Origin of the sequence: Methylobacterium sp. J-030 (genome assembly GCF_022829545.1) — a bacterium.
Classification (GTDB): Bacteria; Pseudomonadota; Alphaproteobacteria; order Rhizobiales; family Beijerinckiaceae; genus Methylobacterium.
Map to the genome: position 1 here is coordinate 18,796 of NZ_JAKSYM010000239.1, position 24,730 is coordinate 43,525.

At 69.5% G+C, this 24,730-nt stretch carries 24 protein-coding genes and 1 other RNA gene; 16 read left to right on the plus strand and 9 right to left on the minus strand.

Going from position 1 to position 24,730, the window contains the following annotated elements; genetic code table 11:
• The first annotated feature begins 87 nt into the window (after window positions 1-87).
• Both MKK75_RS17405 and MKK75_RS17410 read left to right on the plus strand, forming a co-directional pair.
• On the plus strand, window positions 88-1,482 hold the full coding sequence (locus tag MKK75_RS17405; protein WP_244043794.1) for a cytochrome P450: 1,395 nt from the start codon (window positions 88-90) through the stop codon (window positions 1,480-1,482).
• A gap of 84 nt (window positions 1,483-1,566) precedes the next feature.
• Window positions 1,567-1,845 (plus strand): hypothetical protein, encoded by a 279-nt coding sequence (locus MKK75_RS17410; RefSeq protein ID WP_244043795.1) that lies wholly within the window; start codon window positions 1,567-1,569, stop codon window positions 1,843-1,845.
• A 154-nt stretch (window positions 1,846-1,999) separates the two neighbouring features.
• Here MKK75_RS17410 and MKK75_RS35775 read toward each other — a convergent pair whose 3' ends face one another.
• The 4 genes from MKK75_RS35775 to ssrA form a co-directional block, all read right to left on the minus strand.
• Window positions 2,000-2,134, minus strand: coding sequence for a hypothetical protein (locus MKK75_RS35775; RefSeq protein WP_279593960.1), 135 nt, complete (start codon window positions 2,132-2,134; stop codon window positions 2,000-2,002).
• 4 nt (window positions 2,135-2,138) lie between these two features.
• The gene (locus MKK75_RS17415) at window positions 2,139-2,402 is read right to left on the minus strand and encodes a hypothetical protein (RefSeq protein WP_244043796.1); all 264 of its coding nucleotides are present in this window, start codon (window positions 2,400-2,402) and stop codon (window positions 2,139-2,141) included.
• A 37-nt stretch (window positions 2,403-2,439) separates the two neighbouring features.
• On the minus strand, window positions 2,440-3,057 hold the full coding sequence (locus MKK75_RS17420) for an SspB family protein (RefSeq protein WP_244043797.1): 618 nt from the start codon (window positions 3,055-3,057) through the stop codon (window positions 2,440-2,442).
• A 63-nt stretch (window positions 3,058-3,120) separates the two neighbouring features.
• Window positions 3,121-3,503, minus strand: a transfer-messenger RNA (tmRNA) gene (ssrA, locus tag MKK75_RS17425).
• On the opposite strand from ssrA, the gene MKK75_RS17430 reads away from it, so the two are divergent.
• The 7 genes from MKK75_RS17430 (at window position 3,495) to MKK75_RS17460 (ending at window position 10,672) form a co-directional block, all read left to right on the plus strand.
• Complete coding sequence (locus MKK75_RS17430) at window positions 3,495-4,352, plus strand: CPBP family intramembrane glutamic endopeptidase (protein ID WP_244043798.1); 858 nt, start codon at window positions 3,495-3,497, stop codon at window positions 4,350-4,352. The two genes, ssrA and MKK75_RS17430, sit on opposite strands and share 9 nt — an antisense overlap.
• A gap of 181 nt (window positions 4,353-4,533) precedes the next feature.
• A complete protein-coding gene (locus tag MKK75_RS17435; protein WP_244043799.1) occupies window positions 4,534-5,328 on the plus strand; it encodes a thymidylate synthase in 795 nt (264 codons plus the stop codon).
• On the plus strand, window positions 5,325-5,816 hold the full coding sequence (locus tag MKK75_RS17440) for a dihydrofolate reductase (protein ID WP_244043800.1): 492 nt from the start codon (window positions 5,325-5,327) through the stop codon (window positions 5,814-5,816). The genes MKK75_RS17435 and MKK75_RS17440 overlap by 4 nt, the downstream gene beginning before the upstream one ends.
• A gap of 254 nt (window positions 5,817-6,070) precedes the next feature.
• Entirely contained in the window at window positions 6,071-7,246 is a 1,176-nt protein-coding gene (gene hflK / locus MKK75_RS17445; protein WP_244043801.1) for an FtsH protease activity modulator HflK, read from the plus strand.
• Complete coding sequence (hflC, locus tag MKK75_RS17450; RefSeq protein WP_244043802.1) at window positions 7,243-8,205, plus strand: protease modulator HflC; 963 nt, start codon at window positions 7,243-7,245, stop codon at window positions 8,203-8,205. Before hflK ends, hflC begins: the two co-directional genes overlap by 4 nt.
• A gap of 109 nt (window positions 8,206-8,314) precedes the next feature.
• The gene (locus tag MKK75_RS17455) at window positions 8,315-9,856 is read left to right on the plus strand and encodes a DegQ family serine endoprotease (RefSeq protein WP_244043803.1); all 1,542 of its coding nucleotides are present in this window, start codon (window positions 8,315-8,317) and stop codon (window positions 9,854-9,856) included.
• Window positions 9,857-10,102: 246 nt separating this feature from the next.
• Window positions 10,103-10,672: a CCDC90 family protein gene (locus tag MKK75_RS17460; protein WP_244043804.1), complete on the plus strand. Its 570-nt coding sequence runs from the start codon at window positions 10,103-10,105 to the stop codon at window positions 10,670-10,672.
• A gap of 4 nt (window positions 10,673-10,676) precedes the next feature.
• Here the strand turns inward: MKK75_RS17460 and serB are convergent, their stop codons facing one another.
• Window positions 10,677-11,570, minus strand: coding sequence for a phosphoserine phosphatase SerB (gene serB / locus MKK75_RS17465; protein ID WP_244043805.1), 894 nt, complete (start codon window positions 11,568-11,570; stop codon window positions 10,677-10,679).
• A gap of 14 nt (window positions 11,571-11,584) precedes the next feature.
• Between serB and miaA the strand changes: the two genes are divergently transcribed.
• Window positions 11,585-12,499: a tRNA (adenosine(37)-N6)-dimethylallyltransferase MiaA gene (gene miaA / locus MKK75_RS17470; protein WP_244043806.1), complete on the plus strand. Its 915-nt coding sequence runs from the start codon at window positions 11,585-11,587 to the stop codon at window positions 12,497-12,499.
• Between the two features lie 240 nt (window positions 12,500-12,739).
• On the opposite strand, the gene MKK75_RS17475 is transcribed toward miaA, so the two are convergent.
• The 3 genes from MKK75_RS17475 to MKK75_RS17485 are packed head-to-tail and all read right to left on the minus strand — an operon-like array spanning window position 12,740 to window position 15,317.
• Complete coding sequence (locus MKK75_RS17475) at window positions 12,740-13,609, minus strand: NAD(P)-dependent oxidoreductase (RefSeq protein ID WP_244043807.1); 870 nt, start codon at window positions 13,607-13,609, stop codon at window positions 12,740-12,742.
• 30 nt (window positions 13,610-13,639) lie between these two features.
• Entirely contained in the window at window positions 13,640-15,130 is a 1,491-nt protein-coding gene (mctP, locus tag MKK75_RS17480; protein WP_244043808.1) for a monocarboxylate uptake permease MctP, read from the minus strand.
• Window positions 15,120-15,317 (minus strand): DUF3311 domain-containing protein, encoded by a 198-nt coding sequence (locus tag MKK75_RS17485; protein ID WP_244043809.1) that lies wholly within the window; start codon window positions 15,315-15,317, stop codon window positions 15,120-15,122. The genes mctP and MKK75_RS17485 overlap by 11 nt, the downstream gene beginning before the upstream one ends.
• A 216-nt stretch (window positions 15,318-15,533) precedes the next feature.
• Here MKK75_RS17485 and MKK75_RS17490 point away from each other — a divergent pair, with 216 nt between their 5' ends.
• The 5 genes from MKK75_RS17490 (at window position 15,534) to MKK75_RS17510 (ending at window position 22,296) form a co-directional block, all read left to right on the plus strand.
• The gene (locus tag MKK75_RS17490) at window positions 15,534-17,594 is read left to right on the plus strand and encodes a carbon starvation CstA family protein (protein WP_244043810.1); all 2,061 of its coding nucleotides are present in this window, start codon (window positions 15,534-15,536) and stop codon (window positions 17,592-17,594) included.
• Window positions 17,595-17,602: 8 nt separating this feature from the next.
• Entirely contained in the window at window positions 17,603-17,824 is a 222-nt protein-coding gene (locus tag MKK75_RS17495; protein ID WP_244043811.1) for a YbdD/YjiX family protein, read from the plus strand.
• A 73-nt stretch (window positions 17,825-17,897) separates the two neighbouring features.
• Window positions 17,898-18,098: a DUF3606 domain-containing protein gene (locus MKK75_RS17500; RefSeq protein WP_244043812.1), complete on the plus strand. Its 201-nt coding sequence runs from the start codon at window positions 17,898-17,900 to the stop codon at window positions 18,096-18,098.
• A gap of 85 nt (window positions 18,099-18,183) precedes the next feature.
• Window positions 18,184-18,618, plus strand: coding sequence for a tellurite resistance TerB family protein (locus MKK75_RS17505; protein ID WP_244043813.1), 435 nt, complete (start codon window positions 18,184-18,186; stop codon window positions 18,616-18,618).
• Window positions 18,619-19,026: 408 nt separating this feature from the next.
• The gene (locus MKK75_RS17510) at window positions 19,027-22,296 is read left to right on the plus strand and encodes an efflux RND transporter permease subunit (protein ID WP_244043814.1); all 3,270 of its coding nucleotides are present in this window, start codon (window positions 19,027-19,029) and stop codon (window positions 22,294-22,296) included.
• A 134-nt stretch (window positions 22,297-22,430) separates the two neighbouring features.
• Here the strand turns inward: MKK75_RS17510 and cynS are convergent, their stop codons facing one another.
• Window positions 22,431-22,919 (minus strand): cyanase, encoded by a 489-nt coding sequence (gene cynS / locus MKK75_RS17515; protein WP_244043815.1) that lies wholly within the window; start codon window positions 22,917-22,919, stop codon window positions 22,431-22,433.
• A 182-nt stretch (window positions 22,920-23,101) separates the two neighbouring features.
• On the opposite strand from cynS, the gene tsaE reads away from it, so the two are divergent.
• Window positions 23,102-24,712, plus strand: coding sequence for a tRNA (adenosine(37)-N6)-threonylcarbamoyltransferase complex ATPase subunit type 1 TsaE (tsaE, locus tag MKK75_RS17520; RefSeq protein ID WP_244043816.1), 1,611 nt, complete (start codon window positions 23,102-23,104; stop codon window positions 24,710-24,712).
• Window positions 24,713-24,730: the final 18 nt, after the last annotated feature.

A 24,730-nucleotide genomic window follows, 5' to 3' on the forward strand; every position in this document is an offset into this window, starting at 1 on the left:
ACTTAAATGAGGCGTGGCTGAATCGCGATGCCGGTTTTCAGCGGCGCACCGACAAGGGCGGGGCTCTGTCCCCGCCGGAAGGAGCCGATGAGCGCGACGATCGATCTGCCCGAGCCGAAGGCCGCCACCCGGTTCCGCCCCACCGTGCCGCCGCCGCTGAAGGAGCCGCTCGGACTGTTCGAGTTCCTCCGCGCGGCGCGCAAGAACCCGATCACCACCTGGATGGACGCGCATTTCAAGCTGCCGGTGGTGGCGGCCGAGGGCGCGATGGGCCGGATCACCCTGGTGAGCGACCCAGCGCTGGTCCGCCACGTGCTGATCGAGAAGGCCGAGAATTACCGCAAAGACGATCTCCAGCGCCGGGTGCTCGCTCCGGGGCTGGGCAACGGCCTGCTCAGCGCCGAGGGCGACGAGTGGCGGCTCCAGCGCCGTACCCTGGCGCCGATCTTCAACGCCCGTACGGTCCAGGGTTTTTCCGACGCGATGAACGCGGCCGGGGCCAAGCTGGGGCGCCGTCTCGCCCGCCGGGCCGGCAAGCCGGTCGACGTCGCCCTGGAGATGACCCGCGTCACGCTGGACGTGCTGGAGCGGACGATCTTCACGCACGGGTTGCCGAGCGATCCGGATGCCCTCGGGCGCGCCATCACCCGCTTCCTGGAGGCCGTGGGGCCGATCGATCCGCTCGACGTGTTCGGCGTGCCGGATTTCGTGCCGCGGATCGGCCGCCTGCGGGCACGGCCGGCGGGGCGCTTCTTCGCCGAGGTGGTCGACGAACTGATCGCCCGGCGCAAGGCGCTGATGGCGCAGGGTGATGCGCCGCGCGACCTGCTGACGCTGCTGCTCGCCGCGCAGGATCCCGAGACCGGCACCGGCCTCTCGGACCTCGCCGTGAAGGCCAACATCGTGACCTTCATCGCGGCTGGCCACGAGACGACCGCCAATTCCCTGACCTGGACGCTCTATTGCCTGTCGCAGGATCCGGCCGCCCAGGCGCGGCTTGAAGCCGAGGTCGACGCCGCCGGGCCGGGAGACTTTTCCATGGACCGGCTGCCCTTCACGCGGGCGGTGATCGAGGAGGCGATGCGCCTGTTCCCGCCGGTGCCGTTCCTCAGCCGGCAGGCGGTGCGGGACGATCGGTTCGGCCGGATCAAGGTGCCGCGGGGCTCGCTGGTGATGGTGGCCCCCTGGGTCCTTCACCGCCACCAGCTGCTGTGGGACGACCCGGAGGCCTTCGTGCCCGAGCGGTTCCTGCCCGAGAATCGCGACAGCATCGCGCGCTTCACCTATCTGCCGTTCGGGGCGGGGCCGCGGGTCTGCATCGGGCAAAGCTTCTCGGTGCAGGAGGCGGTGATCCTGCTGGCCCACATCGTGCGGGCGGTGCGGTTCCACCTGCCGGCCGACCACCCGCCGGTCACGCCGCTCCACCGGGTGACGCTGCGGCCGGAGCACGGATTGCGCATGGAGGCTGAGGGGCGAGCTTGAGCGGGTTGACGGGTTCCCCGTGCGTTCTCACATTGCCGACCGGGGCGAACGAGTCGTCCAGGCCGGACTCAGGCACGAACCGCGATGGCCGATACCATTGCTCCCGCCACGCTGGACTACGCCGAGCAGGTCGCCCGCGTCCTGCGCTCCAATGCCGAGACGGAACAGTTCGTCGCCGAGCAGCGCAAGCTGATCGATGAGCAGACCAAGCGCCAAGCCGAAGCGGCGAAGCTTCACGCCGAGACGCTGAAGCTCGGCCGGGACCGGGTCCTGGCCCCGCTCTCCATCGGTTTCGCCGGGATGGCGGCTGCGGCCGCGTTCTTCGGTGCGGGCGCGGCCTTCGTCAAATTGCTGAGCCCGTGATCAGCTACAGGACACGACAAGTCTATTGGCGTCGGCACGGTCTAAAATCCGGCCGGTGTCGCGTGCCGGCTCTCCGGGCGATCATCGAGCAGGTCGTCCTGAGCGATCGATACCGGCGATCGGGTAAGTCTTCAGGCGTTTGTTTGAACGTACGCTAATCGCCCCGCCGCGCCTCAAGCTGACGCGTTTTACGGTCGTAGAGCCGTGACGCGATGAAGAGACCGCCGAGGCCGAGGGCCGACATGGCTACGGCGAGGGCCAAGATCTGAAGCGCGTAGGTCTGAGGCATTCCGCTACTCTTCGGCCCGTAGGAACAACCGAATCGCGGTTTGTCCAATCAGATGTAGGAGTAAGGCAGCGACGAGAAAAGCCCAGCCGTTGTTGGTCAACACGTCGGCCGGGTGTCGAACGAGCGGCGTAATGAACGCTGTACCGAGTGTCAGGATTGCCGTCGCGTTGAAGAACGTCGCAGCCAGCTTGACGCCCTCGTTGAAGCGCTTCGCGCGGTGCTTCCGCGTGCTCGCCGACAGCCCTAACGGCGCGACACCCTCGTCCACCTGAGACTCCCCGGGCCGTCGATTCGGCCCGGTGGGTTCAGCTCTTCTTGCGGAACGCGTCCAGGCTCACGACCTCGGCGCCGGCCTCCTCGCCCTCCTTCTTGGCGGCGGGGCGGGGCGCCTTCTCGTCCGGCTTCGGCGAGCCCTTGTCGCTCGCCGCCGCGGGGGCCGGCAGGCCCTTCGGCGCGATCGTGGCGAGCCCGGAGCCCTTGGGCCGGACCTCGCCGGGCTCGGAGCCCGCGCCGCGCGGTCCCGCCTTGGCCGGGGCGGCATTCGCCTCCTCGGGCGCCTCGCCGGCCTCGCTGAGATCGAACTTCAGGCCGAACTGCACGGAGGGGTCGAAGAAGCCCGACAGGGCCTCGAACGGCACCAGCAGCCGCTCCGGCACGCCCGAGAACGACAGGCCGACCTCGAAGGCGTGCTCGGTGACGTTGAGGTCCCAGAACTGGTGCTGCAGGACGATCGTCATGTCCTGCGGGTATTTCTCGCGCAGGGCCTGCGACATCCGCACGCCGGGCGCCTCCGTCCGGAACGAGACGTAGAAATGGTGCTCGCCCATCAGCCCCTCGCGGGCCGCGTCGGTCAGCACCTTGCGCACCACGCCGCGCAGGGCGTCCTGCACCAGAAGATCGTAACGGATCAGGTCGTCTGCCATCTGCGGTCGCGCTCTCGCCCGGATACCCGGCGCCCCGCCGCGGATGGCCGGACCGAGGAAGGAAGTGGAGGCTTCTGTTGCCAGGTGCCTCCGAACCCCGCCTATGCGGTGCTACCCGCTAGGACTTGAGGTCGATATTGGGGACCGCTTACGCGGCCACCGCCACCGGAGCAAAGTTGTCGTTGGCAACTCTTGCAAAGGCCCGATAACGGCGGAACCATGCCGAGCGAAAGTCCAACCTTTACGCCCTCGTCGATCCTATTTCGCCCCCGCCGGAGCCCAGGCTCGCGATCATGCGCCTTGCGGCAGCATGTCCTGGGTTCGGGTGGAGGCGCCGGGTACCGCCCCCGGGTCCGATAGGTTTATTGCGAAGAACGTTTATCGCCATAGCCGGCCTCGCGACCGGCTCCCGAGATATAGAGGGGATCGGTCCGGTTTTGAAGCCCGATCGTGTCGCGCCATCGCCACTTCTCGCGCCTCCGGCCGAGGCTGTTGCCGGAAGTGCGCAGTCCGGCGCCGCCGCGCCGGACGGGCGGGGCCGTCTCGACCGGATCTGGTCCGCGATCTGGCGCCTCGGCGTCCTGGTCGGGCTCGTCGTCCTCTACCTGGGCGCGGCGAGCCTGCTCTCGCTGGCCGCCGTGCGCGTCGGGTTCGACCTGTGGAACGGGATCGACCCGTTCCTGCCGCCGGAGCGGCGGCCGTTCCTCGGCGCGGTGGAACTCGCCCACCGGGCCTTCGCGGTCGATGCCCTGCGGCAGGTCTTCCTCGCCCTCCTGGTCATCGGCGGGGCGTGGCTGCGGGACCGGGCCGGCTGGCGGCGCCGCCTCGCCCTCGACCGGGAGCGTCCGAACGGGATGCGGCCCGTGACACTGCTGGGGATCCTCCTCGTCTGGCCGGTGCTGCACATCGCCTGGGTGACCGGCACGGCGGAGCTGTTCGGTGCGAGCTTCGGCCAGCACGTCCGGCTGTCGCCGTTCATGAGCCGGGCCGCGGTGGCGGCGTGGCTCGCCTACCTCACGATCCTGGCCCCCGTGGCGGAAGAGCTGCTGCTGCGCGGCGAGGCCTTTGCCCGCGCCCAGGCCGCCGTCGGGCCCGTGGGGGCGGTTCTGGTCACCGCGCTCGTCTTCGCGGCCGCCCATGTCTCGTCCTGGGGGCTCGCCCGGCCGGTCTCGCTGCTGCCGCTCGCCTTCGCCCTCGGCTGGCTGCGCTGGCGGACCGGGCGGCTCTGGCCGGGCATCGCCCTCCACGGCTGGTCGAACCTCGCGCTCGTGACCTACCTGCTCTGGCCGGGTTGAAGCGTTCTCCGCCGAATCGGACCCCGGTTCGGCGCGAGAGCGCGCGTCACATGAGAGAATCAGAGCGGTAGCCGAGCGCGGGGCGATCGGACACGGCTCCGATCACCATGATGCGCGACGGCGGTGCATAGATGTCGACGGCGCGCTTGCCCGGCGCCCCCGCCGCGCGCAGGAATGAGCGATGGACGCTTATCAAGACCTGCTCCAGCGGATCCTCGACGCGGGCGCCGCCAAGGACGACCGCACCGGCACCGGGACGCTGTCGGTGTTCGGCCATCAGATGCGCTTCGACCTGTCGGCGGGCTTCCCGCTGGTCACCACGAAGCGCCTGCACCTGCGCTCGATCATCCACGAGCTGCTCTGGTTCCTGGCCGGCGACACCAACGTGGCGGCGCTGCAGGCCAACGGCGTGACGATCTGGGACGAGTGGGCCGACGCGCACGGCGACCTCGGGCCCGTCTACGGCAAGCAGTGGCGCTCCTGGGAGAAGCCCGGCGGCGGCACGGTCGATCAGATCGCCTGGGTGCTCGACGAGATCCGGCGCAACCCGGATTCCCGCCGGCTGATCGTCTCGGCCTGGAACCCGGCCGACCTCGACCGGATGGCGCTCGCCCCCTGCCACTGCCTGTTCCAGTTCTACGTGAGCGAGGGGCGGCTCTCCTGCCAGCTCTACCAGCGCTCGGCCGACGCCTTCCTGGGCGTGCCATTCAACATCGCGAGCTACGCGCTCCTGACCCACATGATCGCCCAGGTGACCGGTCTCGGCGTCGGCGACTTCGTCCACACCTTCGGCGACGCGCATCTCTACCGGAACCACCTGGAGCAGACCCGCACCCTGCTCGCCCGGGAGCCGCGTCCGCTGCCGCAGCTGCGGCTGAACCCGGCGGTGCGCGACCTGTTCGCCTTCCGGTACGAGGATTTTTCCGTCGCGGGCTATGACCCCCATCCCGCCATCGCGGCGCCGGTGGCGGTATGAACCCGAGAATCTCTCTGGTCGCGGCCGTCGCTCGCAACGGGGTGATCGGCCGCGACAACGGCCTCGCCTGGCACCTGTCCAGCGACCTGAAGCGGTTCAAGGCGCTCACCATGGGCAAGCCGATGCTGATGGGCCGCCGGACCTGGGACTCGATCGGCCGGCCGCTGCCGGGCCGCCGCACGCTGGTGCTGACCCGCGACCGCGGCTTCCGGGCCGAGGGCGCCGAGGCGGTCCACGACTGGGCGGCCGCGCTGGCGGCCGCCGCGGACACGGAGCTGATGGTGGTGGGCGGCGCCGCGATCTACGCCCTGGCCCTGCCGCAGGCCGATCGCCTCCACCTGACCGAGGTCGCGGCGGAGCCCGATGGCGACGTGCGATTCCCCGCCTTCGACCGGGCGCGGTTCCGCGAGACGTTCCGCGAGGCGCACCCCGTCGGCCCGCGCGACGAGCACGCCTTCGCGTTCGTGGATTGGGAACGGGTGCGCTGAGGCGCGCCGCCGCATTTGCCTTTGGCCCCCCGCATGCCCACCTGCCAGCCTTGACAGCACGGCGCATGCGCCCGCAGGTGCCTGTCGGGTGCGCGAGTTCACGTCGGGCTTGCACATCCTGCGGGAAGGTGCGCCCGTGCAAGCGCTTAGGCATTTGCCCGGTTGGTCGGGACTAGCCGGGCGAGCGTGGCCGTTCAGGCAGGGGGCGCGGCCAGTATGGGCCGGGCGCGGACAGGCGGGAGACGACGGCTAGGATGCCTTGGAGCAATCAGAGCGGCGGCGGAGGTCCCTGGGGCCGGCCCGGCGGCAACGGCGGCGGCGGCCCGTGGGGCAACGGCGGCAAGACCCCGCCGAACCTCGAGGATCTGCTCAAGCGCGGGCAGGACCGCCTGCGCAACCTGATTCCGGGCGGCGGCGGCACCGGCGGCTACGGCGGAGGCGGCTCGACCGGCCTCGGCGGCGGCCGCAGCGCCGCGGTGATCGCGGCGCTCGCCGTGGCGGTCTGGCTCGCCACCGGCTTCTACACCGTCTACCCGCGGCAGGTCGGCATCGAGACGATCTTCGGGCGCTACGTCGGCACCAAGGGCGAGGGCCTGCGCTACAACTTCCCTTACCCGATCGGCAGCGTGGTCAAGCCCGATGTCGGCTCCCAGAACGCGATCCAGATCGGCTTCCGCAACGGCCCGGGCGGCCAGGGCCGCACCCGCGACGTGCCGGACGAGAGCCTGATGCTCACCGGCGACGAGAACATCGTCGATCTCGACTTCGAGGTGCAGTGGCGGGTCAACCCGCTGAAGGCCTCCGACTTCGTATTCAACCTTCAGAACCCGGAGGGCACCATCAAGGCGATCTCCGAGAGCGCGATGCGCGAGGTGATCGGCCGCCGCAACATCCAGGCGATCCTGACCAACGAGCAGTCGAGCATCGCCCAGGAGGTCAAGGAGATGGTCCAGAAGGCGCTGGACGAGTACGGCGCGGGCGTGCGCATCGAGGTGGTGCAGCTCGTCTCGGTCAACCCCCCGCCGGAGGTGCGCCCCGCCTTCATCGACGTGAACGCTGCCCAGCAGGACGCCGACACGGCACAGAACGAGGCCAAGACCTACGCGAGCCGCGAGGTGCCGCAGGCCCGCGGCAAGGCGTCCCAGATCGTCCAGCAGGCCGAGGCCTACCGGACCAAGGCGACGGCCGACGCCACCGGACAGGCGGCGCGCTTTAGCGAGGTCTACGCCTCCTACAAGGCCGCCCCGGCGATCAGCCGCGAGCGGATCTTCCTGGAGACGATGGAGAAGGTCCTGGGCTCCGTGAACAAGGTGATCATCGACCAGAACGGGGCGCAGCCGGGCACCGCGACCGCGGCCGGCGTGCTGCCGGTGCTGCCGCTCTCGGAGTTCGGCGCCCGGGCCCAGACCCAGACGGGGGCCGGCCGATGAAACAGGCGCTCCGCACCGGCCTGATCGCGGTCGCCGCGATCGTCGCGATCGGGCTCTACGCCTCGATCTTCACCGTCGGCCAGATGCAGCAGGCCCTCGTCCTGCAGTTCGGCCGCGTCCGCGCCGTCCTCAACGCCACCGGCGAGGACAAGCCCGGCCTCTACTTCAAGATCCCGTTCATGGAGAACGTGATCATCTTCGACAAGCGCGTGCTCGACCTCGACCTGCCGGTGCAGACGGTGCTCACCGCCGACCGGCAGAACCTGGAGGTGGACGCCTTCGCCCGCTACCGGATCCTCGATCCGCTGCGGTTCTATCAGGCGGTGGGCAATATCGGGCTGGCCAACCAGCGCTTGGCGAGCTTCACCAATTCCGGCCTGCGCAACGTGCTCGCCCGCTCGACCCGCGACGCCATCGTCAAGACAGAGCGCGGCCAGCTGATGCACAACATCCAGGAGGACGTGAACCGGCAGGCCAAGGCGCTGGGCGTCGAGATCGTCGACCTGCGCATGACCCGCGTCGATCTGCCCGCGCAGAACTCGGCCGCGGTCTACAAGCGGATGAAGACCGAGCGCGAGCGCGAAGCCGCCGACGTCCGGGCCAACGGCGACCAGATCGCCGCTACGATCCGCGCCAAGGCGGACCGCGAGGTCACGGTGATCCTGGCCGAGGCGACGCAGAAGTCCGAGCAGTTGCGCGGCCAGGGCGACGCCGACAAGAACCGGATCCTCGCCGAGGCGTTCGGCAAGGACCCGGACTTCTTCAGCTTCTACCGCTCGATGCAGGCCTACGAGGTCGGGCTGAAGGGATCCGACACGCGCTTGGTGATCAGCCCGAACACGGACTTCTTCCGCTACTTCAGCGACCCGCAGGGCCGGGCCGCCGCGGCGGCGCGTCCCCCGCGCGGGCCGGCCGATCCGAGCGCGACCACCGGGTCCACCGCAGGCGCCGCACGCTGAGCGTGTTGGCGCCCCGGCCCCCGGGGACTACCTTGTGCGACAACACGCGGACCCCGATCGCCGGTCGGGGATCCGCGGAGCCGGAAACGCGGTCTTGAAGAGGTCGATCATGTACCCCGTCGCGCGCGCCTCCGTGGCGCCCTTCGGCCGCGCCCAGGCGCAGCCTCGCTCCCGCGCCCGCGGCCTGATGGCGGCAATCCTCGTCGGCGCGTCCGTGGCAACCGCGGCGCTGCCGGTCCCGGCCTTCGCCAAAGGCCCGGCCTCGCTCGCCGACCTCACCGATCAGGTCACCGACGCGGTTGTGAACATCTCGGCCTCCACTACGGTCGAGGCCCGGGCCGGCCGCGCCGGGCCGCAGGTTCCACCCGGCACCCCGTTCGAGGATCTGTTCGAGGAGTTCTTCAACCGCCGCGGGGGCCGCGGCGGCGGCGAACGGGGCGACAACGACGCGCCGCGCCAGCAGCGCAAGTCGAACTCCCTCGGCTCCGGCTTCATCATCGATTCCGCCGGGCTCGTGGTGACCAACAACCACGTCATCGGCGACGCCAACGACATCCAGGTCATCCTGCACGACGGCACCAAGCTGAAGGCCGAGATCGTCGGCAAGGATTCGAAGATCGACCTCGCGGTGCTGAAGGTGAAGCCCCCGGCCGATCATCCGCTGAAGGCTGTGCCGTTCGGCGATTCCGACAAGATGCGGCCGGGCGACTGGGTCATCGCCATCGGCAATCCGTTCGGCCTTGGCGGGTCGGTCTCGGCCGGCATCGTCTCGGCTCGCGGCCGGAACATCGAGTCCGGCCCCTACGACAACTACATCCAGACCGACGCGGCCATCAACAAGGGCAATTCGGGCGGTCCGCTGTTCAACATGGACGGCGAGGTGATCGGCATCAACACGGCGATTCTATCGCCTACCGGCGGCTCGGTGGGCATCGGCTTCGCGGTGCCGTCGGACACGGCCAAGCCCGTGATCGACCAGTTGCGCGATTACGGCGAGGTCCGCCGCGGCTGGCTCGGCGTGCGCATCCAGAACGTCGACGACGCCGCCGCCGAGGCGCTGAACCTCAAGGGCGGCGCGCGCGGCGCCCTGGTGGCCGGAGTCGACGAGAAGGGCCCGGCCAAGGCCGCCGGCATCGAGGTCGGCGACGTGATCCTGAAGTTCAACGGCGCCCCCGTGAAGGCGTCCGGCGACCTGCCACGGATCGTGGCCTCGACGCCGGTGGGCCAGAAGGTCGACGTGCTCGTGATGCGCAAGGGCGAGGAGGTGACGAAGCCCGTCACCCTCGGCCGCCTGGAGGATAGCGACAAGCCGCAGCTCGCCAACCTGCGCCAGCCGGAGCCCGAGAGCGCGACCCGTCAGGCGCTGGGCCTCAACCTCTCCGGCATGACCGACGATCTGCGCAAGAAGTATTCGATCAAGGACACCGTGAAGGGCGTGGTCGTCACCCGCGTTGATCCGAACTCGACGGCGGCCGACAAGCGGATCCAGCCCGGCGAGGTGATCGTGGAGGTCGGCCAGGAGGCGGTGAACACGCCGGCCGATGTGACCAAGCGGATCGATGCCCTGAAGAAGGACGGGCGCAAGTCGGTGCTGCTGCTGGTGGCGAGCGCCACCGGCGACGTGCGGTTCGTGGCGCTCGGGCTGGACTGAGCGGTATCGTCGTACGAACGATCTCAGGCCGTCGCTTCGCGAGGAGCGGCGGCCTTTCTGTCATCTGGACTGCGCATTGACGCGGGGCCGCGGGCGGTCACACTGGCACGGCGAGTCGGTGCGGCTCGGACGATCCTGGACCTATGACGGCCGTCGCCTTCGATACCCTGAAGTTCGCCCGCGCCCTGCGCGAGAAGGCGAAGCTGTCGCCCGAGCAGGCCGAGGGCTTGGCGGATGCCTTGGTCGATGTGCCTCGACAGCAACCTTGCCACGAAGGCCGATATCCGCGACGTGCAGGCGGATATACAGATCGTCCGCGGGGATATCGAAGCCCTCAAGATTCAAACGCGCGCCGATATCGAGGCCCTTCGGCTCACAACCCAGGCAGATATCGAATCCCTTCGCGTATCAACCAAAGCGGACTTCGATAATCTTCGCCAATCAACCAAGTCGGACATCGAGGCCCTGCGCCTATCGACCAGCTCTGATATCGAAGCCCTGCGCCTGTCGACCGAGTCGGATATCGAGGCCCTGCGCCTGTCAACCAGCTCGGACATCGAGGCCCTGCGTCTGTCGACCAAGTCGGATATCGAGACCCTGCGCCTATCGACCAGCTCTGATATCGAAGCCCTGCGCCTATCTACGAAGGCCGACATCGATGGTCTGCGACTTGAGACCAAGGCCGACATCGAAACCGTGAAAGGCGCCATCGCCTCCGCCAAGGTCGAGACAGTACGCTGGCTCGTCGGCGCGATCGGCTTTCAGACGCTGGCGGTGCTGGGCGCCGTGGTCGCCCTGACCCGGACCATCCACTGAGCGCTTAAGCGACGAGCTCCGCCGCCGTGTAGCCCTGGAGGTACAGGAGCGCGGTGAGGTCGCCATGCTCGATGCGGACCTGCGCCGCGGCGGCCACGGCCGGCTTGGCCCGGAACGCCACGCCGAGGCCGGCTTCGGCCAGCATGTCGAGGTCATTGGCGCCGTCGCCCACCGCGAGCGTGTCGGCGGGGCTGAGGCCGAGGGTGCCCCGCAATTCGATCAGCGTGGCGCGCTTCTCAGCCTTGCCGACGATCGGATCCTCGACGGTCCCGGTCAGGCGGCCGTCCGACACGCCGAGCACGTTGGACCGGTGCTCGTGGAAGCCGATCATCGCGGCGATCGGGCCGGTGAACAGGGTGAAGCCCCCCGAGACGAGGCAGGTCTGAGCGCCGTGTGCCCGCATGGTCCGCACCAGCGTGGGTCCGCCCGGCGTGAGGCTCAACCGCTCGGCGATCAACCCGTCGACCGCCCCGACCGGGATGTCCTTCAGCAGCGCCACGCGTTCGCGGAGCGCCGGCTCGAAGGCGATCTCGCCGCGCATCGCGCGCTCTGTGATCGCCGCCACGTGGTCCTTGAGGCCGAGCGTCCCGGCGAGCTCGTCGATGCATTCCTGCTCGATCATGGTCGAGTCCATGTCGGCCAGGAACAGGCGCTTGCGCCGGTGGGCGTCGGCGGGGAGCACGGCGAGGTCGATCGGCTCGTCGGAAAAGGCCGTCCGCAGCGTCTCCGTCAGGGACAGGGCGTCCGAAGGTTCGCCCGATACCAACAGTTCGGCCGCGACCTCCCCGTGCAGGATCCGGGGCTGGTGTTCCGTTCGCAGTACGGCGCGCGCTTCGGCCAAGACCGCGTCGGTGATGGACGGCCGATCCGGGTTTGCTATCAGAACCGCGACCAGCATCGTGGAGGTTCGCCTTGCCAGACCGAGAGGCCGGGGGGCGCCCGGCGGCGATCCTCATCGCAGGGCCCACCGCGTCGGGCAAGTCGGCGCTTGCCGCTCGGCTGGCGGAGCGTCACGGCGGCGTGGTGATCAACACCGATTCCATGCAGGTCTACGCCGATCTGCGCCGCCTGACCGCCCGGCCCGACCCGGACGAGGAGGCCCGGGTGCCCCACCGGCTCTACGGCCATGTCGACGGCGCCGTGAATTATTCGCTGGGGCACTTTTCCCGCGACGCGGCGGCGCTGCTCGCGACCCTCGACGGGCGGTTGCCGGTCTTCGTCGGCGGCACCGGCCTGTATTTCCGGGCGCTGGAGCAGGGGTTTTCGGAGCTGCCGCCCGTGCCCGAGGCGGTGCGCGCGCGGGTGCGGGAGGAGGCCGAGGGGCGCCCGACCGAGGCGCTGCACGCCGACCTCGCCCGGCGCGACCCTGAGGGTGCGGCCCGCCTGCGCCCGAGCGACCGGATGCGGGTGATGCGCGCCCTCGAGATTTTTTTTGCCACGGGCCGGCCGATCGCCAGCTTTTACGGGGACCCGGTGCCTGGCCCCCTGGCCGGGTGGCCTCTCAAAAAAATCTTCCTGGCGCCCGATCGCGCGGTGCTGCGCGCCCGGATCGATGCCCGCTTCCGGGCGATGATCGCGGCGGGCGCGCTGGACGAGGTCGCCCGCCTGCGGTCGCGAAAACTCGATCCGCTGCTGCCGGTGATGCGCGCCCACGGCGTGCCGGGCCTGATCGCCCATCTCGACGGGGCGATCAGCCTTGAGGACGCGATCGTCCGGGGGCAGGCGGATACGCGCGCCTACGCCAAGCGCCAGCTCACGTGGTTCCGCCACCAGATGGGGGAGGGCTGGCGGTGGATGGATCCGGAGGTGGCTCAGAGCGCGCTGTGAGCTTACCGCATCTCTCCCTCCCCCCTCTGCGGGGGAGGGTGGCCCAATGAGTGCCCTCTGCGTCAGCAGGGGTCGGGAGAGGGGAGCGCGGGCTCCGGAAAAGGCGCGCCTTTCATGAGGGGCAGAGCTTTGTTCTGCGCCGTCGCTCCCCTCTCCCGACCCGCTTCGCGGGCCACCCTCTCCCGCAGAGGGGCGAGGGAGACGCAGCGGGGGCCGTTTCGCAACGCGCGAAACGAACCCTCAGCGCTCCAGTCGCGCCACCAGGCTCGACGTGTCCCAGCGCTTGCCGCCCATGGCCTGGACCTCGGCGTAGAACTGATCGACCAGCGCCGAGACCGGGAGCTTCGCGCCGTTGCGGCGGGCCTCGTCGAGCAGGATCCCGAGATCCTTGCGCATCCAGTCGACCGCGAAGCCGAAGTCGAACTTGCCCTGGTTCATGGTCTTGCCGCGGTTCTCCATCTGCCAGGAGCCGGCGGCGCCCTTGGAGATCACGTCGAGCACCGCCTCGACATCCAGGCCGGCCCGCTTGGCGAAGTGGACGCCCTCGGACAGGCCCTGGACCAGACCGGCGATGCAGATCTGATTGACCATCTTGGTGAGCTGGCCAGCGCCCGCCGGGCCCATCAGGCGGCAGGCCCGGGCGTAGGATCCGATCGCGCCCTCCACCTTGGCGTAGGTCGCCGCGTCGCCGCCGCACATCACGGTGAGCACGCCGTTCTCGGCGCCCGCCTGACCGCCGGAGACCGGCGCGTCGATGAAGCCCACCCCCTTGGCTTCGGCGGCGGCGGCGAGTTCCCGGGCGACTTCGGCCGAGGCCGTGGTGTGATCCACGAAGATCGCGCCGGGCTTCATGCCGGCGAGCGCCCCGTCCTCGCCCAGGACGACGCTGCGCAGGTCGTCGTCGTTGCCGACGCAGGCGAACACGATCTCGGCGCCCTCGACGGCCTGCCGGGGCGTCGCCGCGGAGGCGCCGCCATAGGTCTTCACCCAGGCCTCCGCTTTCGGGGTGGTGCGGTTGTAGACAGTGACGTCGTGGGCCCCCTTCTTGGCGAGGTGGCCCGCCATCGGGCCGCCCATCACGCCGAGGCCCAGGAATGCGACCTTCGCCATCGTGTTCTCCTCAACAGGGTTCCGGGGGGCTCAGCGCCCGGCCGCGACGGCCGGGTTCCGGCCGCCGAGCGTCAGCGCCGCGTTCACGACCACCGCCACCACGATGTTCACGGCGAGCGCCAGGAGCCCGGTATACAGCGTGAGCTTCGTGTCGCCGAAGGTGAGCGTGTGCAGGGGCTTCAGCCCGTCCGACCACGCGATCAGGCTGCCGGCCACGAAGCCCACCGCCCAGCCCGCCAGCAGCGCCGGGGCCCGGAACCACGAGACGTAGAGGCCGAACACCAGGGCCGGCAGGGTCTGCAGGATCCACAGGCCGCCGAGCAATTGCAGATCGAGGGCGAACTGCGTCGGCAGCACCAGGATCGCCACCAGCGCGCCGATCTTGACCAGCATCGAGGTGATCTTGGCGACCTGCGCCTCGCCGGACGGGCTGACGTTCGGGTTGACGTAGGCCTTCCAGACGTTGCGCGAGAACAGGTTGGCCGCGCCGATCGACATCACCGCCGCCGGCACCAGGGCGCCGATCGCGATCGCCGCGAAGGCGAAGCCCGCGAACCAGCCCGGGAACAGGGTCTTGAACAGGGCCGGCACCACGTCGTTGTTGCTGGTCACCTTGAGGCCGGCGGCGTGGCCCATGTAGCCGAGCATCGCGAGCAGGCCGAGCAGCAGCGTGTAGGCCGGCAGCAGCACCGCGTTCTTGCGGATCGTGTTGCCGCCGGACGACGCGAAGATGCCGGTGAGCGTGTGCGGGTACATGAAGGCCGCGAGCGCCGAGCCCAGCGCCAGGGAGGCGTAGGGCAGGATCTGCGCCGGGCTCAGCAGGGTGCCGCCCGAGCCCTTGGCCTTGAAGGCGGCGTCGGCCGCGTCGAACACCGCGCCGTAGCCGCCGAGCTTCGAGGGCACGATCGCCACCGCCACCAGCACCACGACGTAGATCATGATGTCCTTGACGAAGGCGATCAGCGCCGGCGCCCGCAGGCCCGACGAGTAGGTGTAGAAGGCCAGCACCAGGAAGGCGAGGATCAGCGGGATCTCGCCGTGCAGGCCCAGCGCCTTGATGGCCACCTCCATGCCGATGAGCTGGAGCGCGATGTACGGCATGGTGGCGATCACGCCGGTGATTGCCACCGCGAGTTCGAGCGTGCGCGAGCCGTAGGTGCCGTACACGACGTCGCCCGCCGTGACGTAGCCCTTGTCCTTGGCGGCCTGCCACAGGACCGGCATCACCGCGAACACGAACGGGTAGACGATGATCGTGTAGGGCAGGGCGAAGAACCCGTAGGCGCCGACCGCGTAGACCAGCGCCGGCACCGCGATGACCGTATAGGCGGTGTAGAAGTCGCCGCCGATCAGGAACCACGTGATCCAGGTGCCGAACTGGCGCCCGCCGAGACCCCACTCGTCGAGGTGGGCGAGTGTCTCGGGCCGGCGCCAGCGCGCGGCCACGAAGCCCATCACGGTCACCAGCAGGAAGAAGAAGACGAAGACCGACAGGGCCGGGATATCGAGATCAGCGGTCATCGCGCACGGTCCGGTAGACGACGTAGAGGATGATGGAGGTCAGCGGCACCCACGCCAGCTGATACCAGTAGAAGAACGGGAAGCCGAGCAGGACCGGGTCGTGTTGGTTGTAGAACGGCACCCACAGGAGTCCCAGGAAGGGCAGCAGCAGGAGCCACATCAGCGGCGAGCGGCGTCGGGTTTCCATGGTTCGGCCCGTCTGCGGAAGACTGGTCCGTCACGAATGTCCGCTGTTACACGGGGCGATTATCGTGCGGTCTCAAGCGCTGCATCACAGTTCGGATCGCTTGCGTCAACGGGAGGTGAATAGGATAAACCGGACCTGTCGCACGGGATCCACGAATCCCGGCCGGGGGGCCTCGCGGGTCCTCCGAGTTCGAGGCGGCGATCCGGGAGGGGACAGATGGGTACGGCGCTCGGCAGGCATGGGCCATGGGCCCTCGTGGGCGCGCTCGGCGCCGCGGCGCTGGCGATCGTGGCGAGCCAGCGGGGCGAGACGATCAATGCCCTCTGGATCGTGGTCGCGGCGGTCTGCGTCTACCTGATCGCCTACCGCTACTATTCCCAGTTCATCGCCGACAAGGTGATGCGCCTCGATCCCAAGCGCGTGACGCCGGCCATGCGCCACAATGACGGGCTCGACTACGTACCGACCAACCGCAGCGTTCTGTTCGGCCACCATTTCGCGGCGATCGCCGGGGCGGGGCCGCTGGTCGGCCCGGTGCTGGCTGCCCAGATGGGCTACCTGCCCGGCATGCTCTGGATCCTGGCCGGCGTGGTGCTGGCCGGCGCCGTCCAGGACTTCATGGTCCTGTTCGTGTCGATGCGCCGGGACGGGCGCTCGCTCGGCGAGCTGATCCGGGCCGAGCTCGGCACCGTGCCGGGCATCATCGCCCTGTTCGGCACCTTCCTGATCATGGTGATCCTGCTCGCCGTGCTGGCGCTGATCGTCGTCAAGGCGCTGGCCGAGAGCCCCTGGGGCACCTTCACGGTGATGTCGACGATCCCGATCGCCATGCTGATGGGCGTCTATTCCCGCTATATCCGCCCCGGAAAGATCGGCGAGGTCTCGATCCTCGGCTTCGTGCTGCTGATGCTGGCGATCGTGGCCGGCGGCTCCGTGGCGGCGAGCCCGGTCTGGGGCCCGGCCTTCACCTTCACGGGCCCGCAGCTCTGCTGGATGCTGATCGGCTACGGCTTCGTGGCCTCGATCCTGCCGGTCTGGCTGCTGCTCGCCCCGCGCGACTACCTGTCGACCTTCCTCAAGATCGGCACCATCGTGGGGCTGGCGCTCGGCATCGCCGTCGTCGCTCCGCATGTGCAGATGCCGGCGGTCACCAAGTTCGTGGACGGCACCGGGCCGGTCTGGGCCGGCAGCCTGTTCCCGTTCCTGTTCATCACCATCGCCTGCGGCGCGGTCTCGGGCTTCCACGCGCTGATCGCGTCGGGCACCACCCCAAAGCTGATCGCCAGCGAGGCCGATGCCCGCTTCATCGGCTATGGCGGCATGCTGATGGAATCCTTCGTGGCCATCATGGCGCTGGTCTCGGCCTGCGTGATCGACCCGGGCGTCTATTTCACCATGAACTCGCCGGCCGCCCTCATCGGCACCACGCCGGAGTCGGCGGCCGCCGCCGTGACCAAGCTCGGCTTCACCACGACGCCCGACATCATCACCCAGACCGCCGCCGATGTCGGCGAGCGCACGATCATCTCCCGGGCCGGCGGCGCGCCGACGCTCGCGGTCGGCATGGCCCACATCATCTCGTCGGCCATCGGCGGCAAGGCGATGATGGCCTTCTGGTACCACTTCGCGATCCTGTTCGAGGCTTTGTTCATCCTCACGGCCGTGGATGCGGGCACGCGCGCCTGCCGATTCATGGTGCAGGACCTCGTCGCGCTGGCGGTGCCGTCGTTCAAGAACACCACGTCGTGGGGCCCGAGCATCGCCGCCACCGCCATCTCGGTGGGCGCCTGGGGCTACTTCCTGTACCAGGGCGTGACCGACCCGCTGGGGGGCATCAACACCCTCTGGCCGCTGTTCGGCATCTCGAACCAGATGCTGGCCGCGGTGGCCCTGACGCTGTGCACGGTGGTGATCTTCAAGATGAAGCGCGAGCGCTACGCGTTCGTGACCATCCTCCCGACCGCGTGGCTGTGCCTGTGCACCCTCACGGCCGGCTGGCAGAAGATCATGTCCGCCGACCCAAAGATCGGGTTCCTGGCCCATGCCGAGCGCTACGCCGCCGCCGCGGCCGAGGGCAAGATCCTGGCCCCGGCCAAGAATGCCGACCAGATGAGCCAGATCATCCTCAACGACCGGATCGACGCGGTGCTGGCGGCCCTGTTCATCGCCCTCGTCGTGGCCATCGCGGGCTTCGGCATCGCCGCCTGCCTGAAGGCGTGGCGCGCCGATCGCTGGACCGCGCTGGAGACCGAGCCGCGCTTGGCCGCGGCGGAGTAGGGCGCGCCATGCTGCAGCAGCCGAACCTGCGGGACCGCATCCGGACGCTGTCCAAATGCGTCTGCGACGGCGCCCGGCTGATGGTGGGGCAGGGGGATTACGCGGCCTATGCCGAGCATATCCGCCGCACCCACCCCGACCGGGCGCCGATGACCGAGGTGGAGTTCTTTCGCAATCGCGAGAATGCCCGCTTCGGGGTGGGCAACACCTCGGGATTTCGCTGCTGCTGATCCGGACCCGATCGAGCCCGACCGGCGTTTGTCACGCCGGGGGTCATCAGCCCTCGCGAGACGCGGAGGGCCAATGGCCGACGAGAGCGCGCAGGAACCGACCGAGCCCCGGGCCGTGAACGTCGCCCATGCCTGGGAGCGGGCCTACTGGGCGCGCCGGTTCATGGTGCCGGTGGAGCAGGTCGAGGCCGCGGTGGCGGCGGTGGGCGACGATCCGGCCCGGGTGGCGGCCCATCTCGGGCGGGACTGGCCGGGCCACGAACCCGCCACCTGACGGCGCCATCCCCGCCCTTAAGCTCGGCCGGAGCTTGACTCGGCCGCCACAATATCCGCCATCTCCGACCAGACAGGAGGTCGGCATGAGCATTTTCCAGGACGCCATCCTTCGGTTCGGCCGCACGATCATGTCGTATGCGGGCGACGCGGTCTTCCTGCAGGCCGCGGTCTCCTCCGCCGCCAACGTCATCGTGGCGGACGGCGACGTGGCCGAGGAGGAGATCGAGTCGGCGATCAGCGGGATCCGCGCCAACCCGATCCTCGAAAAATCCTACGACACCCTGCGGGTCGAGCAGGAACTCTACGAGGCGATCGCCCGGGCCAAGACGCGCGCCGGCCGCCTTGAGAACCTGCGCCTCGTCGGCGCCATCGCGGAGCGGCCGATCGATCAGCGCCAGGACGTGTTCCTGATCGGTGCCGACGTGGCCGATATCGACGGGATCAGCGCGGTCGAGCACAAGGCGCTGGATGAGATCGCGGCGGCGCTGCAGGTCGACAAGACGGCGTTGCTGCGCTGAATCGATCGGGAACGGGTCCGTTCCATGTGTGGCCGTCGCGGCGCGCGACGGCGCGACGGCGCGACGGCCGAGAGCCGGATCGTGCACCTGCCGGGCAGCCCGCCGGCCTGCACCGAGCCCGCGGGGGCGAAGCCGCCCGCGCCGACATCCTGGAGCGGATCGCCGCGATCCCGGCGCGGGCGGCGGTTGAGCCGGCGCCGTCCGGCGCGCGGGCGCCCCTCGGCGACGCCGCGGGCTGGGCGGCCCCGGAGCTGATCCGCCCGCCCAAATCCCCGGGATAGACGACAACCCTGCGGCGACTCGGCGCGATCCTTGCCCGGTCGGACATGATAGCGAATCATTTCGGGTGTCCGATACGCCGGCACGCGATGCGAAGCGTCTGGCTCGCCGCCGGCCGACGGAGACCGCATGGGCCTCGTCCTCTACGCCCTCAAGTTCCGGATCACGACCTACGTGCTCGCGGTGCTGATGATGCTCGGCGGCATCGGCGCCATCGTGGTCATGCCCAAGGACGTGCTGCCGGTCGTCGACATCCCGGTGGTCGTGGTCGTCTGGACCTATACCGGCCTGTCGGCGCCGGAAATGGAACAGCGCATCACAACCTATGCCGAATACGGCATCTCCAACAACGTCAACAACATCCGCCGCGCGGAATCGACCACCCTCCAGGGCACGGCGGTACAGCGGATCTACTTCGACCCGTCCGTGAGCCTCGATCTCGCGATCGCCCAGGTGGTCTCCTCGACCAACTCGATCCGCGCCGTGATGCCCCCCGGCACGCAGCCGCCGGTGATCGTGCGCTACTCGGCCTCCTCGGTGCCGGTGATCCAGCTCGCCCTGACCTCGGCCAAGCAGAGCCTCAACGAGGTCTACGACTACGCCCAGTACCGGATCCGCCAGACGCTCGCGCAGGTCCCGGGCTCGACCCTGCCGTCGCCGTTCGGCGGCGCGCCGCGGCAGATCATGGTCGATCTCGACCTCAACGCCCTCCAGGCGCTCGGTCTGACGCCGCTCGACGTCACCAACGCCATGACGGCCCAGAACCTGACGGTGCCGTCCGGCCTCGCCAAGATCGGCGAGCAGCAATACCCGGTCCAGCTCAACGCCACCCCGCCCTCGATCGAGACCCTCAACCTCGCGCCGATCAAGGTGGTGGCCGGCCAGCCCGTGCTGATGCGCGACGTGGCCTATGTCCGCGACGGCGGGCCGCCGCAGGTCAACGTGGTCAGCGCCGACGGCCAGCAGGCCGTGCTGATGCAGATCATCAAGAACGGCACCGCTTCGACGCTGAACGTCGTCAACAACGTCAAGGCCGCGATGCCGACGATCCGGGCCGCCGCGCCCGACGGGCTGTCGATCAAGCAGCTGTTCGACCAGTCGGTCTTCGTCTCGAACGCGATCGAGGGCGTGCTGCACGAGGCGCTGACCGCGGCGGCCCTGACCGGGCTCGCGATCCTCCTGTTCCTCGGCTCCTGGCGCTCGACCATCATCGTGCTGATCTCGATCCCGCTCTGCGTCATGACCTCGCTGGCTGTGCTGGCGGCGCTCGGCGAGACCATCAACGTGATGACGCTCGGCGGCCTCGCGCTCGCGGTCGGCATCCTGGTGGACGATGCCACGGTGGCGATCGAGAACACCTACCGGCTGTTCGAGGAGGGCGAGGAATTCCGCGAGAGCGTGGTCCACGGCGCCGCCGGCATCGCCAAGCCGGCGCTGATCTCGACGCTGGCGATCTGCGCGGCCTTCACGGCGGTGTTCGCGCTCACCGACACGCCGAAATACCTGTTCACGCCGCAGGCCCTCGCGGTCGTGTTCGCGATGCTGACCTCCTACCTGCTGTCGCGGACCCTGGTGCCGCTGCTGATCGACGTGATCGTGGCGCCGGAATACCGCCAGAAGCACGCCAAGGACCGGGACCAGCATGAGTCGCCCCGGCGGGGCCGCATCGCCCGCGCCGTCGGCGTCATCGGGGCGCCCGTGATGCGGCTCGCCGGCCGGATCCACGGCGCCTTCGAGCGCGGCTTCACGCGGTTTCACCGGGGCTATGTCGGGCTCCTGCACGTGGTGCTGCGCCACCGGATCGTCACGCTCGGCGTGGTCGGTGGTGTGCTCGGGATGACGGGCGTGCTGTTCGTCTTCGTCGGGCAGGATTACTTCCCGCAGATCGAGGCAAGCCAGATGACCATGCATCTGCGCACCCGCACCGGCATGCGCATCGAGACCACCCGGCAGGTCTTCGCCGACGTGGAGGACATGGTCCGCGAGGTCATCCCGGCAGGCGAGATCGACCAGATCCTCGACAATATCGGTCTGCCGTCGAACAACTACAACTTCGCGTTCTCGGACGGGTCGTTCGTCTCCTACAACGACGGCCAGATGCTGATCAGCCTCAAGGAGGGCCACGGCTCGGTGGCGGGCTACACGAAGCGCCTGCGCGCGGTGCTGATGAAGCGCTTCCCCGACGTGACCGTGTATTTCCAGCCCGCCGACATGATCACCCAGATCCTGAACTTCGGCGTCATCACCCCGATCGACGTGCAGGTCTCCGGCCGGCACCCGGAGAAGGATCTGGAGGTCGCTCAGCGCATCGTCCAGCGGCTGAAGCACACCAAGGGCCTCGTCGACGTCCACCTGCAGCAGATCGTCAACGAGCCGCAATTCTACGTCGATGTCGACCGGCGCCTCGCCTCGGAACTCGGGCTCACCGAGCAGCAGGTGGCGCAGAACATGAACATCTCGCTGTCCGGCAGCTATCAGGTCACGCCGAACTTCTGGCCCGATCCGAAGACCGGCATCCCCTACCAGCTTTGGGTGCAGACGCCCGAATACCGCAACAGCTCGCTCACCGACCTGCGCAACACGCCGATGTTCGTGCGCGCGGCCGCGACGTCCAGCTCCGGCCCCGGAGTGCTGACGCTGCTCTCCAGCCTCGCCGACCTGCGCCGGACGCCGACGCAGACCATGATCAGCCACGTCAACATCCAGCCGACCTTCGACATCTACGCCGCGGTGCAGGACCGCGACCTCGGCGCGGTCGCCCGCGACATCGACGCGATCATGCAGGACGAGCAGAAGAATCTCGAAGCGCCCGACAAGATCGCCGTGCGCGGGCAGATCGAGAACATGCGCTCGGCCTTCTTCCGCCTGGAGATCGGCCTCGGCGTCGCGCTGATCGCCGTCTACCTCCTGATGGCGGTGAACTATCAGAGCTGGGGCGACCCGTTCGTGGTGATCGCGGCGCTGCCGATGGCCTTCTGCGGCATCACCTTCGCGCTGTTCATCACCGGGACCGCCTTCTCGATCCCGTCGATCTTCGGGGCGATCATGTCGGTGGGCATCGCCTCGGCGAACTCGATCCTGCTCGTCACCTTCGCCAAGGAGCATCGGGAGGCGACGGGCTGCAGCGCCTTGGAGGCGGCGATCACCGCGGGCGAGACGCGGCTGCGCCCGGTGCTGATGACCGCCTCGGCGATGTTCCTGGGGCTGATCCCGATGGCGCTCGGCACCGGCGAGGGCGGCGAGCAGAACGCGGCGCTCGCCCGCGCCGTGATGGGCGGCATCGCCTTCGCGACCCCGGCGACGCTGCTGCTGGTGCCGTTCCTCTACGTGCTGATGCGCAATGGGCCGGCCCAGCCGGTGGCGGATTATCTGGAGCCGGAGGGCGGTGCGGCGGCCTGAGGGTCGGGCGCGGCGCTCTCTCCTCCCCCTTGTCGGGAGGAGTTGGAGGTGGGGGTGGTTCAGGATGGGGCGAGGCGGTGCCTTCTGCACCACCCCCACCCCTGACCCCTCCCCACAAGGGGGAGGGGAAAAGCTCACCCCTCCTTGAAGCCATATTCCGGCGTGTCGTCGTCATTGCCGTAATACTTGTACGGCAGGAACTTCCCCGACATCGTGAGCTTCACACGGTCGCCCTTGTTGTTGGCCTCCCGGGCCATGTCCATGTTGAAGTCGATCGCCGACATGATGCCGTCGCCGAACTCCTCCTGGATCAGCTCCTTGAAGGTCGTGCCGTAGACCATCACCAGCTCGTAGAACCGGTAGATCAGCGGGTCGGTGGGCGGCATCGTGGGGATCGAGCCCCGGTAGGGGGCCTCGTTGAGCATCCGCTCCTCGGCGGCCGAGAGGCCGAACAGGTCGGCCGCCCGCTTGGCCTGCGCCTTCGGCAGCTTCATCTGGCCCATGCAGGCCGCCGTGATCAGGAACGGCGAGAGCCCGCCGATCGCCTCGTGGATGTGCTTCCAGCTCCAGCCCTTCTCGCGCTTGATGTCGAGAAGCTTCTCGGTGAGGTCCTCGCGCTTCATGGGTCTCTCCCTGTCTTAATGGTTCGGCCGGTCTCGGCCCGCGCTGTCGCCGCGCCGCTTCGGCAAGCCGTATGCCAACCGTTGCGGCAAATGGCTCAGGAGCGTGCTTTCGGTGCACCGGATGGGCGGGAAGCGCACAACCGCGGCCGGAAACCCTTGCATCCGGAGCGTGTTTTCGGACCATGCGTCTTCGGGTCTCGGAGGCGGCTTTGGGCGGAGACGATCGGGACGGGCAGACGGCCGGCGGGCCGGCGGGCGCATCCGCGCCGCCGTGGGAATTCGTGCTGCCGGAGGAGCCCGCCACCGAGGATCTCGGCCTGTTCCTGTCCGAGTTCCTGCGCCCGGGGGATGTCGTAGCGCTCTCGGGGGGCCTGGGCGGCGGCAAGACCACGCTGGCCCGGGCGATCATCCGCGAACTGACCGGCGACCCGCGCCTAGAGGTGCCGAGCCCGACCTTCACGCTGATCCAGCCCTACGCGGCCCGGGACGGGCGGCCGATCATCCACGCCGATCTCTATCGCCTGCGCGACGCCGACGAGCTGGTGGAACTCGGCTTCGACGAGATGGCCGAGGAGGCCATCACGCTCGTCGAGTGGCCCGAGCGGATGCCGCCCCGCGACGGTCCGGTGCTCACCATCGACCTGTCCCTGCGGGCGGAGTTCGGCCCCGGGGCGCGGCTGGCCCGGATCGACGGGTCCGGCGGCATGCGCGCCCGTCTCGACCGGGCCCGGGCGGTGCGCCGCCTCCTCGACCGCAGCGGCTGGGACATCGCCGAGCGCGTCCTGATGCAGGGCGACGCCTCGTCCCGCGCCTACGAGCGCCTGACCAAGCCCGACGGCACCAGCGCGGTGCTGATGATTGCCCCGCCCCGGCCGGACGGGCCGCCGGTGCGCGACGGCAAGCCCTACAGCGCGATCGTGCACCTGGCCGAGAGCGTCCACGCCTTCGTGGCCCTCGACCGGGGCCTGCGGGCTCTGGGCTTCTCGGCGCCGAGGATCTACGGCGAGGACCTCGCCGAGGGCCTGCTGATCCTGGAGGATCTCGGCAGCGAGCCCGTCGTCGAGGCCGGCGCGCCGCGGCCCGAGCGCTACGCCGAGGCGGTGCGGCTGCTCGCCAAGCTCCACGCCACGCCGCTGCCCGCGACCCTTCCGGTGGCGGAGGGGATCGACCACGTCCTGCCGCCCTACGACAGCGACGCGCTGCTGTTCGAGACGGAGCTGCTGCCCGAATGGTACGCCCCGGCGATCCGGGACGTCACCCTGTCGGCGGCGGCGCGGTCGGATTTCGGGGACCTGTGGCGGGCGGCGCTCCGGGGCGCGGTCCCCGACCGGCCGACCTGGACGCTGCGCGACTATCATTCCCCCAACCTGATCTGGCTGCCCGAGCGCGACGGGCTGGAGCGGGTCGGGCTGATCGACTTCCAGGATGCGGTGATGGGCCACCCGGCCTACGACGTCGCCTCGCTGCTGCAGGATGCCCGGGTCGATGCCAGCGCCGAGTTCGAGCTGCGGCTGCTCGGCCTCTACGCGCGGGAGCGGCGGGGCCGGGACCCGGCCTTCGATGTCGGTGCCTTCGCCACCGCCTACGCGCTGCTCGCCGCGCAGCGGGCCACCAAGATCCTGGGCATCTTCGCCCGCCTCGACCGGCGCGACGGCAAGCCCGGCTATCTCGCCCACCTGCCGCGGATCGAGGGCTACCTCGCCCGCAACCTCGCCCATCCGGCGCTCGCCGGGCTGCGGGCGTGGCACGCGGCGCATCTACCGGGCCTCGTCGCGCCGGATCCCGAACCCTGACCATCGGACCCGTCCCTG